General features: G+C 65.5%; 13 protein-coding genes. 5 read left to right on the top strand and 8 right to left on the bottom strand.

Annotated elements, in window-relative coordinates; translation table 11 throughout:
• Nucleotides 1–113: 113 nt before the first annotated feature.
• From TRAD_RS00065 to dnaK, 3 genes are read right to left on the bottom strand one after another with little or no spacing between them, the layout of a single operon-like run.
• On the bottom strand, nucleotides 114–1,097 hold the full coding sequence (locus TRAD_RS00065) for a DnaJ C-terminal domain-containing protein (RefSeq protein WP_013176536.1): 984 nt from the start codon (nucleotides 1,095–1,097) through the stop codon (nucleotides 114–116).
• A 43-nt stretch (nucleotides 1,098–1,140) separates the two neighbouring features.
• A complete protein-coding gene (locus tag TRAD_RS00060; protein ID WP_013176535.1) occupies nucleotides 1,141–1,845 on the bottom strand; it encodes a nucleotide exchange factor GrpE in 705 nt (234 codons plus the stop codon).
• A gap of 1 nt (nucleotide 1,846) precedes the next feature.
• Nucleotides 1,847–3,721: a molecular chaperone DnaK gene (dnaK, locus tag TRAD_RS00055; protein ID WP_013176534.1), complete on the bottom strand. Its 1,875-nt coding sequence runs from the start codon at nucleotides 3,719–3,721 to the stop codon at nucleotides 1,847–1,849.
• Nucleotides 3,722–3,961: 240 nt separating this feature from the next.
• On the opposite strand from dnaK, the gene TRAD_RS00050 reads away from it, so the two are divergent.
• Complete coding sequence (locus tag TRAD_RS00050; RefSeq protein WP_013176533.1) at nucleotides 3,962–4,258, top strand: YciI family protein; 297 nt, start codon at nucleotides 3,962–3,964, stop codon at nucleotides 4,256–4,258.
• A 280-nt stretch (nucleotides 4,259–4,538) separates the two neighbouring features.
• On the opposite strand, the gene TRAD_RS00045 is transcribed toward TRAD_RS00050, so the two are convergent.
• Nucleotides 4,539–5,261: a TVP38/TMEM64 family protein gene (locus TRAD_RS00045; RefSeq protein WP_013176532.1), complete on the bottom strand. Its 723-nt coding sequence runs from the start codon at nucleotides 5,259–5,261 to the stop codon at nucleotides 4,539–4,541.
• A 175-nt stretch (nucleotides 5,262–5,436) separates the two neighbouring features.
• On the opposite strand from TRAD_RS00045, the gene rpsF reads away from it, so the two are divergent.
• Genes rpsF through rplI form a run of 4 tightly spaced genes read left to right on the top strand, consistent with a single transcriptional unit; the run spans nucleotide 5,437 to nucleotide 7,415 of the window.
• Nucleotides 5,437–5,787 (top strand): 30S ribosomal protein S6, encoded by a 351-nt coding sequence (gene rpsF, locus TRAD_RS00040; RefSeq protein WP_013176531.1) that lies wholly within the window; start codon nucleotides 5,437–5,439, stop codon nucleotides 5,785–5,787.
• A 48-nt stretch (nucleotides 5,788–5,835) separates the two neighbouring features.
• Complete coding sequence (locus TRAD_RS00035) at nucleotides 5,836–6,684, top strand: single-stranded DNA-binding protein (protein ID WP_013176530.1); 849 nt, start codon at nucleotides 5,836–5,838, stop codon at nucleotides 6,682–6,684.
• Complete coding sequence (gene rpsR, locus TRAD_RS00030; RefSeq protein ID WP_013176529.1) at nucleotides 6,685–6,969, top strand: 30S ribosomal protein S18; 285 nt, start codon at nucleotides 6,685–6,687, stop codon at nucleotides 6,967–6,969.
• Entirely contained in the window at nucleotides 6,966–7,415 is a 450-nt protein-coding gene (gene rplI, locus TRAD_RS00025) for a 50S ribosomal protein L9 (protein ID WP_013176528.1), read from the top strand. The genes rpsR and rplI overlap by 4 nt, the downstream gene beginning before the upstream one ends.
• Before the next feature lie 121 nt (nucleotides 7,416–7,536).
• Here the strand turns inward: rplI and pyk are convergent, their stop codons facing one another.
• The 4 genes from pyk to dnaA form a co-directional block, all read right to left on the bottom strand.
• Nucleotides 7,537–8,988, bottom strand: a complete 1,452-nt coding sequence (gene pyk / locus TRAD_RS00020; RefSeq protein ID WP_013176527.1) for a pyruvate kinase — start codon at nucleotides 8,986–8,988, stop codon at nucleotides 7,537–7,539.
• Nucleotides 8,988–10,256, bottom strand: coding sequence for a phosphopyruvate hydratase (eno, locus tag TRAD_RS00015; protein ID WP_013176526.1), 1,269 nt, complete (start codon nucleotides 10,254–10,256; stop codon nucleotides 8,988–8,990). Before eno ends, pyk begins: the two co-directional genes overlap by 1 nt.
• 199 nt (nucleotides 10,257–10,455) lie before the next feature.
• A complete protein-coding gene (dnaN, locus tag TRAD_RS00010; RefSeq protein WP_013176525.1) occupies nucleotides 10,456–11,547 on the bottom strand; it encodes a DNA polymerase III subunit beta in 1,092 nt (363 codons plus the stop codon).
• 329 nt (nucleotides 11,548–11,876) lie between these two features.
• Nucleotides 11,877–13,208: a chromosomal replication initiator protein DnaA gene (dnaA, locus tag TRAD_RS00005; protein WP_185095212.1), complete on the bottom strand. Its 1,332-nt coding sequence runs from the start codon at nucleotides 13,206–13,208 to the stop codon at nucleotides 11,877–11,879.
• Between the last annotated feature and the right edge of the window lie 168 nt (nucleotides 13,209–13,376).

Genomic DNA, 13,376 nt, shown 5'->3' with positions numbered 1-13,376 from the left:
ACGCGCTCCACCTTAGCACCTGGCCCATGAGAAAGCCTGCCCATAAGTAAAGCGGGCGCTCCGATTAACGGGCGCCCGCGGCGTGCCGGGGTTGAGCGGTCGGGGGGCGACGGTCAGGAGGACGTTACGGGATCGTTTGGACGCGCGTCGGAGGCCCCCTTGGCGCGCATCTCGGCGAGCGCTTGCAGCCGCACGTAGGCGGCGCGCTGCTCGTCACTCAGCGTCGCCGGCACCGTCGCGCGCACCTCGGCGTACTGGTCGCCCCGCGTGCCGTCTTTGCGCGGCCACCCGCGCCCGCGCAGCCGGAACGACCGGCCCGATGGGGTCGGGCCGGGGAGCTTCATCTCCACGTCGCCGTCTAGGGTCGGCACCCGCACCTTGCCGCCCAACGCGGCGACGTAGTCGGGGACGTCTACGGTAACGCGCACGTCGTCGCCGTCGAGGCGGAAGCGGGGGTGCGGCTCGAGCCGCAGCGTGAGGTAGAGGTCACCACCCTCGGGCGCCTGACCGCGCAGGCGCAACCGGCTCCCGTCGCGGCTACCCTTGGGGAGCGTGACCTCGAGGCGGCGCCCCTCGATGTTGATGGTCTTTTTCGCGCCCGCATAGGCGTCCTCGAGCGAGACGGGCATCTCGACCGCGACGTCGGTAGGGCGCGGGCGCTGCTCCTGAAAGCCGAACGGAAAGGTCCCCGAGGTACCGGTCGAGAAGGTCGTGGTAAAGCGCCCCCCCTGAGGTGTGCCGGCGCTAAACCCCCCGAACCCGCCCCCGAAAAGCGTCTGGAAAAAGTCGCTGAAGTCGCCCTCGACGCCCCCCGGGCGCCCACCGCTAAAGCCGCCGCCGGAGAACCCACCACCCGGCGAAAATCCCGGCTGGGCCGCCGCCGCGCCGTAGCGGTCGTAAAAAGCGCGCTTCTCCTTGTCGCCCAACACCGCGTAGGCCTCGCCGATCTCTTTAAACCGCTCCTCGGCCGATTTGTCGCCGGGGTTGCGGTCGGGGTGATGCTTGGCTGCCAGCTTGCGGTAGGCCGCACGCACCTCCTTTTGCGTCGCGTTTCTCGGCACACCGAGGATCTTGTAGTAGTCTTTGTAGGCAGCCATCTACGCTCCTTGACCTGAGCTTGACCTGACGTACCGTAACCTGCTAGCCCTGAAAGACGACCACGCGCGCAGGCCGGACGAGGCGTTCGCCCTTGACGAAACCCGTTTGGATCACCTCGGCGATCGTGTTCGCCGCCGCCTCGTCGTCGGTCGGCACCGCCGTCAGCGCCTCGTGCAGATCGGGGTTGAATGCCTCCCCGACGCTGCCGACCTCGCTAAAGCCCAAGCTCTCGAGGTTGCGTTTGAGCCCCTCGCGCACCGCCTCGAGGTTGGGCAGGAGCTTGGTGGGGTCGTCACTCGCGACGCTGAGCGCCCGCCCGAGGTCGTCATAGACCGCCAGCACGGTTAAAATCGCACTGTCTAGCCCCGCTTCGCGCGCCCGCGCGGCGTCCTGAGCGGCGCGGCGGCGGTAGTTCTCGAGGTCGGCGCGCGCCCGCAAAAAGCGGTTTTTAAAGTCGCTCACCTCGGTGCGCGCCCGCTCGAGCTCGCTGCGCAACAGCGCGACCTCTTCGGGCGACACGGCCGCTTCGGGCGGCGCCCCCACGCTGCTGGAGGCCTCGTCGCTCGCAGGGGCGCCTTCGGGCGCGGCGTCCGTGGCGCCCGCGGTGTCCGCGTCACCCGCGTCCGCCACCGGCGCCTCGGGAGCTGCGCCCTGCGCCGCCTCGGGGCCCTCCGAGGGGGTAGGGTTCTCCCCTACCTCCTCAGCGACCCCGTCTAAGGTTGGACGTTCCTGAACGTCGTCGCGCATCCTAACCCGCCGGTTTGAAGTCCGCGTCTACAACGTCCTCGTCGGCTTTGGGGGGCGTCTGATCGCCGCCGCCATCGCCACCTTGAGAGGGCGCGGCCTGCTGCAGCTGGGCGACCTTTTCGGCGAGCTCGCGGCCCAGCTCCTCGAGGCGGCTCTTGGGCGCGTCCGAGTCGATGGCGCTCTGCGCCTCGGCGATAAGGCGCCTTACGGGCTGCTTGGTGTCGTCGTCAGCGGTGGACTCGTCAACAGCCCGCTGCGCCTGGACGCGCAGCGAGTCGAGCGTGTTCTTCGCCTCGGCGTGCTCGCGCGCCTCGCGGTCGCGCTCGGCGTTGGCCGCCGCGTCTTGCACCATGCGCTCGACCTCCGCTTCGGAGAGCGTGGTGGTGTTTTGAATGGTGATGTTCGCCTCTTTGCCCGTCGACTTCTCGCGCGCCGTGACCTTCAAAACGCCGTTGGCGTCGATGTCGTACGAGATCTCGATCTGCGGCATGCCAGCCGGCATCGGCGGGATACCGTCGAGCTTAAAGCGCCCGAGCGACTTGTTGTCGGCGGCCATGGCGCGCTCCCCTTGCAGGACGTGCACCTCGACGCCGGTCTGGTTGTTCTCGGCGGTCGTAAACACCTCGGTCTTGCGCACCGGAATGGCGGTGTTGCGTTCGACGAGCTTGGTGAACACGCCCCCTTTGGTCTCGACCCCCAACGACAGCGGCGTCACGTCGAGCAAGACGATGTCTTCGACGTCGCCGGTGAGCACCCCCGCCTGCACCGCCGCCCCCAAAGCGACCACCTCGTCGGGGTTGACCGACTGGTTGGGCGCTTTGCCGAGCATCTCCTGGACGAGCTTTTTAACAGCCGGTACGCGGGTCGAACCGCCCACCAAGATGACCTCGTCGATCTCGTCTTTCGAGAGCTTGGCGTCGCGCAGCGCCGTCTCGACGGGGCCGCGCACGCGGTTTAGGAGCGGCGCGATGAGCTCCTCGAACTTGGCGCGCGAGAGGCGCTTTTCAAGGTACAAGGGCGCGTTCGACGCGGGATCCATGGCGATAAAGGGCAGGCTGATGGTGGTCTCGGGGATCCCCGAAAGCTCGATCTTGGCCTTTTCCGCCGCCTCCAACAGGCGCTGCAACGCCTGCTTGTCTTTGCGCAGGTCGACGTTGTACTCGCGCTGGAACTCGTCGGCGAGCCAGTTGACGACCGCGTAGTCGAAGTCCGACCCACCCAGGTGGGTGTCGCCGCTCGTCGAGCGCACCTCGAAGACGCCGTCGCCGACCTCGAGCACCGAGACGTCAAACGTCCCACCCCCTAGGTCGAAGACCAAGACGGTCTCGTTGCCCTTTTTGTCGAGGCCGTAGGCGAGCGCCGCCGCGGTCGGTTCGTTGACGATGCGCAAGACCTCGAGCCCAGCGATACGCCCCGCGTTCTGGGTCGCCTCACGCTGCGAGTTGTTAAAGTACGCCGGCACCGTGATCACCGCCTTGGTGATCTTTTCACCGAGCGTCGCGGAGGCGTCTTGCACGAGCTTTTGCAACACCATCGCCGAGATCTCCTCGGGGGTGTACTGCTTGCCCTCGACGACGAAGCGGACGCCGCCGTCGCTGCCGCGCACCACGTCGTAGGGCGAACGCTCGGCCTCCTCTTTGACCTCGTCCCAGGTGCGGCCCATGTAGCGTTTGACCTCGAAAAGGGTGCCTTTGGGGTTGAGGACCGCTTGGCGTTTAGCGACCTGACCGACGAGGCGCTGGTCGCCCTTGAAAGCGACGACCGAGGGCGTCGTGCGGTTGCCCTCGCTGTTGACCAAAACGGTCGGCTCCCCCCCCTCCATAATGGCGATCACGCTGTTTGTCGTGCCTAAGTCGATACCGACGGCTCGTGCCATGTTCTCTCCTTCAGGATGGTTTGCAAAGCCTTGCTTCGATGCGGTGCTGTGCAGATTTCTGTGCGCAAGGCGCTCAAGCTAAAGCAGAGTATAACAATCCTAAAAACCTATGTCAACAGATGTGAGTCTACTTATATCAAGTTCATCGCTTTCATCCTCCCTGCCGTCGCCGCGCGCGGGGGCAAAACGCGGTAAGCTGACCTGGAAAACGCGCTCACAGCGAGCCCGAGGAGAACGGTCATGACCTTTCTTGTCATCGCCAAAGACGGCACCGATCCCGACGCCCCCGCGCGGCGGCAGCGGGCGCGCCAAAGGCACCTCGACGAGATCCGACCCGCCGTCGACGCGGGCCGCGTGCGGCTCGGCGGCGCGCTTTTAGACGGTGCGGGGACGATGATCGGCAGCGCGCTGCTGCTCGAGGCGCCCTCGCTCGAGGCGGCGCGGGAGCTGCTCGAAAACGACGTCTACTTTAAAGAGGGGGTCTGGCAGCAGCTGGAGATCTACCCCTTTAGACGCGCGGTCGGGCTCGAGCTCTAAGCGCCTCCCAGCAGGCGTGAGGGCGCCCTCAGGAACCGTTACGGGCGATTTCAAGACCCTTACACGCGGGTTCCCGGTGCGGCGGGTGCATCCTCTTGACGAATGCCGCATACGGGTGTACACTGTTTTTATCAGCGCTCGCAAGAGCGCTCTTTTTTTGTCCTCTCCGCACTTTGACACCCATCCCCACCGTTTGTGTCCACCACGCCTTGGCCGCGCCGCGAAAGTGGTTGCGAACGCCGCGTGCTCGTCGCCTAACGGCGCGTTACGGCTTGGAGCCCTAGAGCGGGTTGCGCCCGAGCGGGTTGCGGCGCCGCAACCACCTAGAGACCCCTAGGCTGAGGCCGAGGAGCACCCCCGAGGCGACGAGGTACCACGCGTTCAGGCGCACCTCACCCGGCAACCCCTCGAGCGAAGCGCCGGCGAGGACGCCGACGAGGAGCCCCGGCGCCCCACCGATAAGGGTCGCCAGCAAAAAAGCGCCCAGACGCACCCGCAAAAAGCCGGCGAGGTAGTTGACCAAGTCGCCCGGGAGGAGCAGAAAGCGGCACAGCAACACCGTCTCGAAGGGAAACCGCTGAAGCCGGGTCGAGACACCCTGCCCGAAGCGCCCGGGGAGGTCCTGGGCGAAAAAGCGACCGACGATGTAGGCCACCGTCGCCGAGGCGAGCGTGGCGGCAGCGGCGTACCAAAACCCCCAGAACGCGCCGAAGAGCAGCCCGGCGGTCAGGGTCAGTAGGGTCACGGGGAGGAGAAAAAGCGGCCGGACGAGGTAGAGCCCGAAGAGCAAAAAGGGCGCCAGCGGGTGCACGCGGAGCGCCTCGAGAAGCTCCTGCAAGAGCCCCCCCGGGGTCTGCCCCTGGGCTCTAGCGAACAGCCACAGCGCGAGGAGCCCTCCGAGCCACAGCGCCACCACGACGAGGGTGTGCAGGGTTCGGCGTTGCCCCCCCTCCCCCGCGCTGCGCCGCCGACGAGTTCTCTCGGTGCGCTTCGGCTCCGGCATAGGGTCACCTCCCTCGCTAGCATGTCACAGCCCCTCGGTGCACCCCCGCTGCCGCGCGACCTCCGCTTTATGCCCCGCGCGCTTCGCTGTCGCCAGCGCCTAGCACGTTTCGCTCCCGCCGTGGTAGAGTACGTGGTTGCTTTTTAGCAGCGAGCCTACGCGTAAAGGAGGTGACATGCACAACTACGACCTTAACGTCATTCTCGACCCCAACCTGAGCGAAGCGCAGCTCGGCCTCGAGAAAGACGCTATCGCGGCGCAGATCGAGCGCTTCGAGGGGGAGGTTCTCAGCACCGACGAGTGGGGCAACAAGCGCCTCGCCTACCCCATCCGCAAGCTGAACGAGGGCTACTACATCATCTACCGACTTCGCCTCCCCGAGACCGCGCCGCGCCAGCTCGCTACCAACTTGCGGCTGCGCGACAACGTCATGCGCGTACTCATCACGCGCGACCGTCCCGAACAGCGCACCCAAAGGAGCAGCGAGCGCGACGCCGGCCAGGAGGCCCCAGCCGCTTCAGCTTAAGACTCGCACGCAGAGGTAACGCACCGTTGACTTTATCCGGAGGAGAACATGGCTCGAGGGCTTAACAGCGTCCAGCTCATCGGTACCCTGACCCAAGCACCCGACATGAAGTACACCGCCGGCGGTTTGGCCATTTTGGAGCTCAACTTAGCCGGTAACGACCACGTCGTCGGGAGCGACGGCCAGCTGCGTGAGTTGGCGTGGTACCACCGCGTGTCGGTGTTCGGCAAACAGGCCGAATACCTGGTCGATCAACTGGCGGCCGGAACGCCCGTCTTCGTCGAAGGGCGCCTAAACTACCGCGCCTGGGAGGACGCGAGCGGCCAGAAGCGGAGCGCGCTCGGGATCAACGCCGTGCGCGTCGACGTGCTGACCCACGGCCCGCGCAAGGGCGAACCGACGGTGCTCGACGCGCGCGGTCAGGAGCGCCTGAAAAATGCGCTCAACCACGTCACCATCATCGGCAACCTGATCCGGGACGCCGAGCTGCGCTACACCCCCTCGGGCGACGCGGTCACCCGTTTTGTCGTCGCCGTCAACGAGCAGTACCGCGACCGCAGCGGGCAGGACCAGGAGAGCGTTCACTTTGTCGAGGTCAACGTCTGGCGTGAGCTGGCCGAGAGCTGCGCGGAGCTCGCCAAAGGCGATCCGGTGCTGGTGATCGGACGGCTCGTCAAAGACAACTGGACGGACAAAGACGGCAACCGTCAGTACAAGGACAAACTCGAAGGTAGCCGCGTCGAGTACCTGACCCGTGGTCCTGGCGGTGGTGGCGCCAGCACCCGCCCCCAACCCGCTCAGCAGGCGGTGGGCGCCCAAAGGGGTCAGCAGAGTCGTCCCAGCCCCGCGCTGGACATTGACGAGGAATTTCCACCAGAAGAGGATCTACCGTTTTAGATGGCTCAAGCACGTAACACGAAAAGCCGCCGCGACCGCGATGACCGCCGCGGCGGACGCCGCGGGCGCCGCCCGAAGGTCTGCCCCTTCTGCACGGGGGAGCAAGAGGTCACCGACTACCGCGACGGTAGGATGCTGCGCCGCTTTATCTCCGACACCGCCAAGATCCTGCCACGGCGGCGGACCGGTGTGTGCGCGAAGCACCAGCGTAGGCTCGCCACCACGATTAAACAGGCGCGCGTTCTCGCCATCGTCCCGATCACCGAGAAGCTGGTGCGCAAATGAACGTCATCCTGCTCGAACCGGTTGAAAAACTCGGCGAAGCGGGGGACTTGGTCTCGGTCAAACCGGGGTTTGCGCGCAACTTTCTGGTACCGCGCGGCCTCGCCCTGCCCGCGACGCAGGCCAATCAGCGCGAGCTAGAGGCGCGCTTGGCGCAGCGGGCGAAGCAGCTCGCCGAACGCAAAGCCGACGCCGAGCGCCTTAAAGAGATGCTCGCCGAGGCGCAGCTCGAGATCCCGGTGCGCGCCGGTGAAGACCGCATCTACGGCTCGGTCACGGCGCGCGACATCGCCGAGGCGCTTGAAAAGCGCTTCGAGGTCACCATCGACCGCCGCAAGCTCGACCTGCACGAGCCGATCAAAACCCTCGGCGAGTACACCGTGGTCTACAAACCCCACCCCGAAGTGCCCATCGACCTCAAGGTCGCGGTCGTCGCGGAGAACGCGTAACTGTTTACAGGGCAGCAAAAGCGGGCGCAGCTGCGCCCGCTTTTGGTTTGGGTGGGTGTCGCGCTGCCAGCGCCCCCAAGCGCCTCGCTGCCGTGCGCGGACCGGTAGCGAGCGCTCAACGCTATCCGGGGGTTTCGCGGATCACCTCGACACGGATGAGGTTGGTGGTGCCGCGCATACCGAAAGGGACGCCTGCGGTGATCACGTAGCGGTCGCCGACGGTAAGACCCGCCGTGCGCTTCATCAGCTCGATGATCTTGGCGTTGGCGACCTCGACCATCTCGTCGGTCGAATGGATCTCTTCGGAGAATACCGGCAGGATCCCCCACGAGAGGCTGAGCTGCCGGTAGGCCCGCTCGCTCGGGGTCAGCGCCAAGATGGGCGCCGAGGGGCGGTTGTGCGCCACGCGCAGCGCCGTCGTCCCCGACGAGGTAAAGGTCACGATCATCCTGGCGGAGAGAAAGTGCGCCATCTGGCAGGCGGCGAGCGACACCGCATCGGCCGTGGTGCTGTCGGGTTGCGGGTAGTGCTCGCGCAAGTTGGCCTGGTAGCTCGCGTCCCCCTCGACCGATAGGGCGATGCGGGCCATCATCCGCACCGCTTCGACCGGATAGCTCCCGACCGCCGTCTCGGCCGAGAGCATAATGGCGTCGGTGCCGTCGTAGATGGCGTTGGCCACGTCGGAGGCCTCCGCGCGCGTCGGCGTCGGGCTCGAGATCATGCTCTCGAGCATCTGCGTCGCGGTCACGACCGGTTTGCCCGCCTCGACGCAGGCGCGGATCAGGCGCTTTTGAATGATCGGTACCCGCTCGGGGGGGAGCTCGACCCCCAGATCGCCGCGCGCGACCATGATGCCGTCGACCTCGGCGAGGATCTCGTCGAAGCGGGCGACCGCCGACGGCTTTTCAATCTTGGCCATCAGCTTCGCCCGCGACCCTGCCCTCGCGAGGTAGTGCCGAGCGAGCAGCAGGTCGTCGCGGCTCCGCACGAAGCTCATCGCCACCCAGTCGACGTCGAGCTCCGCTCCAAAGAGCAGGTCCTCGACGTCCTTGTCGGTCAGCGCGGGGATCGACAGGTCAGCGTCAGGGATGTTGATCCCCTTGTTGTTCGAGAGCACCCCCCCGAGGGTGACCTCGGTCTCGATGGTCTCGCCGCGCACCGCCGTGACGCGCAGCGCGAGCCGCCCGTCGTCTAAAAGCAGCGTGTCGCCGACCTTGACGTCGGCAAACAGGTTGGGGTAGGTGACGCCCACGCGCGCAGCGTCCCCGGGGGAGGTGTCGTCACAGGTCAGGTTAAAACGCTGCCCGGCGGTCAGCATGACCTTGCCCTCGGCAAAGGTGGTGGTGCGGATCTTCGGGCCTTGAAGGTCTTGCAGCACGCCGATGGGGGTGCCGAGTCGCGCCGCCTCCTGCCGGATCAGTGCGATGTTGTTTTGGTGCGTCTCGCGGCTGCCGTGCGAGAAGTTAAGCCGAAAGACGTTGACCCCCGCCTGGATGAGGTTTTTGATGACCTCGGGGTCGCTGCTCGCCGGCCCCAAGGTGGCGACGATCTTGGTTCGGCGAACCTGGCGCATCAGAACGCGCGTCGCCCGAGAAAGCGCGCCGCTTCGCCGAGCTCCGCCTCGATGAGGAGCAGCCGGTTGTACTTGGCGAGCCGATCGCTGCGGCTCGCCGAACCCGTTTTGATCTGCCCGGCGTTGACCGCGACCGCGAGGTCGGCGATAAAGGCGTCTTCGGTCTCGCCGCTGCGGTGTGAGATCATGTTGCGGTAACCCGCGCGTTTGGCGAGTTCGATCGCCTCTAGTGCCTCCGTCAGGGTGCCGATCTGGTTGACCTTGACCAGGATCGCGTTACCGACCCCCTCGTCGATGCCGCGCTGCAGCCGCGTTACGTTGGTGACGAAGAGGTCGTCGCCGACGAGCTGACACCGGTCGCCGAGCGCCCGTGTGAGCTCCGCCCACCCCTCCCAATCGTCTTCGGCGAGCCCGTCCTCGACCGATACGATGGGGTAGCGGGAGACCCAGTCGCTCCAGTAGGCGATCATCTCGCCGCTCGTCAGCACCTTCCCTTCGGCCTCGAGGTGGTAGCGGCCGTCGCGATAGAACTCGGTCGAGGCGGGGTCGAGCGCGATGGCGATCTCGTCGCCGGGGGTGTACCCCGCCGCTTCGATCGCCTCGAGGATCACCTCGATGGCCTCTTGGTTCGACTTGAGATCGGGGGCAAACCCGCCCTCGTCGCCGACGTTGGTGTTGTAACCGCGTTTGGTGAGCACCTTTTTAAGCGCGTGAAAGGTCTCGACGCCAGCGCGCAAAGCTTCGGAGAAGCGCTCGAAACCGATCGGCGCCAGCATGAATTCCTGCATGTCCACGCGGTTGTCGGCGTGTTTGCCGCCGTTGATCACGTTCATCATGGGCACCGGCAACGTCCGCGCGGCGACGCCCCCTAGGTAGCGGTAGAGGGGCAGCTCCAGGGTCTGCGCGACCGCCCGCGCCGCCGCGAGCGACACCGCTAGAAGCGCGTTGGCGCCCAGGTTGGCCTTGTTGGGGGTGCCGTCGAGCTCGAGCAACAGCGCGTCGAGCCCGCTCTGGTCGGCCGCGTCGACCCCTACGAGCGCCGGCGCGAGCGTTTCGTTAACGTTCGCGACCGCCTTTAACACCCCTTTGCCGCCGTAGCGCTCGCCGCCGTCACGCAGCTCGACCGCCTCGTGCATCCCCGTCGAGGCGCCCGAGGGGACTGCTGCAGAGGCCGCAACGCCGCTCGTCAGGCGCACCGTGGCTCCGACCGTGGGGTTCCCCCTCGAGTCGAGCAGCTCGGCTGCGTAGACCGTCTCAATCTGTGTCATAACACTCCTTTGCAGGCAACACCTTTGGGGTGCTCACCAGCGCCGTCTGTCCCACGTCGGGGTCGGCGGCGTCAAACGGTAGCCCTCGACACCCCTCGCACCGCTAAGGCGAGCAGCTACACCGACGCCGCTACACCGCTGCCCCAACCAGCTTATACCGCCGCGCACCCTCAGGTCGCCCCCTTGGCGCGCCCTAGGGCTACCCCGTTCTCAGCGGCACGACCATCGCCAGATAGCTCGGGTCGGCGAGGCTAACGAGCACGCTCGGGCTCGTCGGGCCGGAGAAGGAGAAGCGCACGTCACCGCCCACGGGCCGCAGCGCGCTTAAGAGGTAGTCGGCGTTGTAGGCCAGCGCGATCTCCGACTCGCTCCCCTCCTGCGCGACGGCGAGCGCCTCCTGAGCGCGCCCATAGGCCCCTTCGGCGGTGATCTGCAGGGTGCCGTCGCGGACAAAGAGGTCGACGCGGTTGTTCGCCGTGCGGTCGGCCATCACCGCCACCCGCTGCACCCCTTCGAGCAGGGTACGCGCGGCGAGGGTGATGCTCACCGGGAAGTGCGATGGGATCACCCGTTCGTAGTCGGGGAACGTCCCCTCCATGAGTTTGACGTTGAGCCGATACGGGCCGGTCTCGAGTGACAGCTGTCCCTCACTGAGGCCGAGCTTGGTCTCACCATCGCCGAGCAGCTTTACGAGCTCGTCGGCGCTGCGGGCGGGGATCACGATGTCTTGCGCCAACCCGGTCGACGCGCCTAGGTGATAGTACGCGAGACGAAAGCCGTCGGTCGCTACGGCGCGGGTGCGACCGTCGTGGAGCTCGAGCTTGACGCCGCGGAAGATGGCTTGGTACTCGGCGACGGCGGCGGCGTAACGGACGTGGCTGAGAGCTGCGCCCAAACGCTCGGCGGAAAAACGGCCCGGCAGGTCGTTGGGGAACACCAAGTCGGGCAAGTCGGTGGTCATGAGTTGGAGCTTCGTCGCGTAGCTTCCCGAACGCACCTCGAGCTCGGCGCTCTCAAACGTCAGCTCGACGAGTTCACCGGGCAGCGCCCGCGCGACTTGGCCGAAGACGTGAGCTGGCAGGGCCCACGGGCCACCGCGCTCACCGCTACTACTCACGGCGAGGGTAGCCTGCAAGTCGAGGTCGAGGTTGCTCCCGCTCAGGGTAAGGTGGCCGTCGCTAAGTTCGAGGCGGAGCAAGCTGAGGCTCGGGTTGCTGCTACGGCTCGGCACGATGCGCTCGAGGTGCGCGAGCACCTCCCCCAACGCCTTTCTCGGTACCTCGACATTCATGAGAGCACAACCTCTAAGCTTAAAAAGGGGGGACGGAGAACATCAGGCATCAAGACAGAACCCTTTCTCTATAGTAGGGGCTGTGGATAGTGTGGATAACTGGGGTTTAATCCGCTCCAGACGGTAAAGCCGCTGTGGATAAAACTGTGGATAACTCGCCCTGAGCTGTGGATAACCCCGCAAGTTATCCACAGCTATCCACAGCCCTGCGGATAGGGGCGTTATCCACAGCGTTGTCCACAGCTTATCCACAGCTTATCCACAGACTTATCCACAACTCGAAATGAGCAAAAAATTAAAATCATGAAAAACTGACCTTTTAGATGAGTTTACAGGAGGTCGCTTTTGATCGCTTGGATCCGCATCTCGAGCTCGCGGTCCTTGGCGAGCTGCTCCCCGACCTTCTGCACCGCGTAGACCACGGTCGAGTGGTCGCGACCGCTAAAAAACTGACCGATCTCGGGATACGAGTGCGAGGTCAGCTCGCGCATGAGGTACATGGCGACCTGCCGCGGTACGACGAGTTCGTGGCGGCGGCCTTTTGAACGGAGGTCCTCGGCGTCGGCCTCGAAGTGAAAGGCGGTCGCCCGCAAAATCTCCTCCATGCTCAAGTTGAGCTCGCTAGGAGCATAGACGTCGGAGAGGGCGGCGGCAACCGTCTGGCGGTTGAGCTCGACTTGGTTCATGCTGGCGTAGAGAATGACCCTGACGAGCGCCCCCTCGAGCTCGCGGATGTTGGAGGTCACCTGCCGAGCGATGTAGTCGATGACGTCCGGCGGAATTTTGACGCCGCGGTATTCGGCGTTCATCTTAAGGATCGCGATGCGCGTCTCTAGCTCCGGCGCCTGGATGTCGGTGATGAGCCCCCACTCGAAACGGCTCCGCAGGCGGTTTTCAAGCGTCGGGATGTCTTTAGGGGGGCGGTCGGAGGAGAGGATGATCTGTTTGCCCGACTCGTAGAGCGCGTTAAAGGTGTGGAAGAATTCCTCTTGGGTCCGCTCTTTGCCGGCGATAAATTGCACGTCGTCGACGAGCAGGACGTCGACGCTCCGGTAGCGGTCGCGAAAGGCGGTCATCCTATCCTCGCGGATAGCGTTGATGAGGTCGTTGGTAAACGCTTCGGTGGTGACGTACTCGATGTAGAGCTGCGGGAGGCGCTCGGCGACGGCGTGACCGACGGCGTGCATCAGATGCGTTTTGCCGAGTCCAGCGTCGCCGTAGATGAAAAGCGGGTTGTACGCCCGCCCCGGCGCCTCAGCGACGGCGAGCGCTGCGGCGGAGGCGAGGTTGTTGTTGGGGCCGACGACGAAGTTGGAAAAAACGTACTTGGGGTTGAGTCGCGGCCGCTTGACCTGAGAGCTGTCGTCACCGGTCGTCTGGGGTTGAAAGATGTCGGGCTGCTCGGTGGTCGGGAAGCTGACGACCTGAAAGCCGACGCGCGGGGAGGCGGCACCGAGGTCTTTAAGCGCGTGCTCGAGCACCGGGCTGTAGTGGTTTTTGAGCCAGTCGCGCGCGAACGAGTGCGGCACACCGATCATAAAGACGCCGTTCTCGATGCCTAGCGGACGGACCTGCTTAAACCAGGTGCGAAACTCGACCTCGGGGATCTTGTCGCGGACGTACTCGAGGATATCATCCCAGATTGCGTTTTCGTGCCTCAACATGGCGTCCTTTGTGCGGGGTGAGACGAGGTGCTCCCGGAGAGGCGGTGACGCGCAACGCGCCTCGGCCCATGGTTAGAGAGCCCATGGTTAGAGCGGCCCTGAACCATCCCCTGCTCGTCTGCACTGCCCTACTGCAGGGTCTTCCTAACGCGCTAGTCTAACAAA

The sequence above is a fragment of the Truepera radiovictrix DSM 17093 genome (assembly GCF_000092425.1).
GTDB classification, from domain to species: domain Bacteria; phylum Deinococcota; class Deinococci; order Deinococcales; family Trueperaceae; genus Truepera; species Truepera radiovictrix.
Note: the sequence above shows the minus strand (reverse complement) of the source record. Positions and strands in the feature narration are given on the sequence as shown.